This window comes from Stenotrophomonas sp. HMWF003, from assembly GCF_003061285.1.
Lineage (GTDB): Bacteria > Pseudomonadota > Gammaproteobacteria > Xanthomonadales > Xanthomonadaceae > Stenotrophomonas > Stenotrophomonas maltophilia_AP.
This window is the reverse complement of sequence record NZ_QAIW01000183.1, coordinates 1-1761: the sequence shown is the minus strand read 5'-3', so window position 1 is coordinate 1761 and position 1761 is coordinate 1. Positions and strand designations below refer to the sequence as shown.

Annotated in this window: 2 protein-coding genes; both read right to left on the bottom strand. The window is 66.8% G+C overall.

Annotation, left to right across the window (positions count from 1 at the left end; all coding sequences use genetic code 11):
* A partial coding sequence (locus tag DBR34_RS07415) for a DNA polymerase ligase N-terminal domain-containing protein (protein ID WP_308812519.1) occupies nucleotides 1-547 on the bottom strand: 547 nt, incomplete at its 3' end.
* Nucleotides 548-553: 6 nt separating this feature from the next.
* Nucleotides 554-1504: a Ku protein gene (locus tag DBR34_RS07410; protein WP_128096313.1), complete on the bottom strand. Its 951-nt coding sequence runs from the start codon at nucleotides 1502-1504 to the stop codon at nucleotides 554-556.
* Nucleotides 1505-1761: the final 257 nt, after the last annotated feature.

Genomic DNA, 1761 nt, shown 5'->3' with positions numbered 1-1761 from the left:
CCGCACGCGTGCGGGCGGTGCCACGTGGCGGCGGTGTGTCCAGCATGTCGTCGGCCTCTGCGTCGCGTGCCTGCGCATCGTCGCGCTTGATCAGCAGCCACTGGTGCTGCTTGCCCTTCATCGCCGTGCGTACCAGTTTCCAGCCGCCCTTGAGGCGCTCACCGTGCAACACGAAGTCGAGCTTGCCGGCAGCAATCGCCTCCAGCGGGTCGCCGTCGCAGGCCCAGGTGCCATGGTCGTACACGTCCACATGCCCGGCGCCGTAGTGACCGGCAGGAATATCGCCTTCGAAACCCGCATAGGACAGCGGGTGGTCCTCCACCTCCACCGCCAGGCGCTTTTCGCCCGCGCGCAGCGACGGCCCTTTGGGTACGGCCCAGCTCTTGAGCACGCCATCGGCTTCCAGCCGGAAATCGTAGTGGCGCGAACTCGCATGGTGCAGCTGCACCACGAAGATCGGGCGTCGCGCCGGCGCACCGCGGCGGTCGGCGTCCGGCTCGGGGGTGCCGTCGAAACGACGCTTGCGGCGGTATTCCTGCAGCGACATCGGCGTTTACCCGGCCTTGCGCGCAGGGCTCGCGCGCTTGGTCGAGGATTTCTTCGCGGCCTTGGCCGCCTTGGCGGGGGCCTTTGCCGGTGCCTTTGCTTTCTTCGCCGCCGCCTTCTTCGGTGCGGCGGTCACCGCGGTCTTCCTGGCCGGTGTGCGCTTCTTGGCGTCCAGGCTCTTCTGCAGCAGCGACATGAAGTCGACCACGTTGGTGGCGTCGTCCTCGCGCGGCGTCGGCTCTTCGTCCACCTTGGTGGTGCCGCCCTTGGCCTTGATCCGCTTCTTCAACAGCGTCTGCAGCCGCTCGCGGAATTCGTCGTGGTAATCGTCGGGCTTCCACTCGCCGGACATCGACTCGATCAGCTGTTCGGCCATGGCCGTTTCCTTGCTGTTGATCCGGTAGTCGGCCAGTGACCCGGCGGGCAATTTATAGTCTTCCGGGTCCACCAGTTCCTGTGGATAACGCAGGATCATCAGCACCAGCGCGTCGCCGTGCGGCATCACCGCGCACAGGTACTCGCGGGTGCGCACCACCACCCGGGCAATGCCCACCTTGTCGGTCTTCCGCAGGGTTTCGCGCAGCAGCACATAGCCCTTCTCGGCCTTCTTGGCCGGCACCAGCAGGTAGGGCTTCTCGTAGTAGCGCGGGTCGATCGTGCTGGCATCCACGAAGGTCTCCACCTCCACCGCCTCATGGCTTTCCGGCGCCGCCGAGCGGATATCGTCCTCCTCCAGCACCACGTAGCTGCCCTTGTCGTACTCGTAGGCCTTGACGATGTCCTTCCACGGCACTTCTTCGCCGGTGTCGGCGTTGACCCGCTCGAAGCGGATCGGCTTGCGGTCGCGTGAATCGAGCATGCGGAACTGCAGGTCGACCTTGCGTTCGCCGGACATCAGCGACACCGGGACATTGAGCAGGCCGAACGAGAGGGTACCGGTCCAGATCGGTCGGGCCATGGCGGGGCCACTCCAACGCTACAGGGGGAGGGCAGCTGTACCGCGATACACGTGAAACGCCCGTGTCCGCGCCGTGCAGGGGCCCTTTACGGGCTACTGCAGCAGGCCGTGCACCGCCGCCGGTGGCATGTGGTCCAGCGCCAGCCACGCATCCTCGACGATGCCGCGGGCCTGCCCCCAGCCCAACCGCGACTGCCCGCGCATCTGTTCCCAGTGCTCGGCCAGCTCGCCGTCGGTGTCGTCGTCGTTGCCGCGGG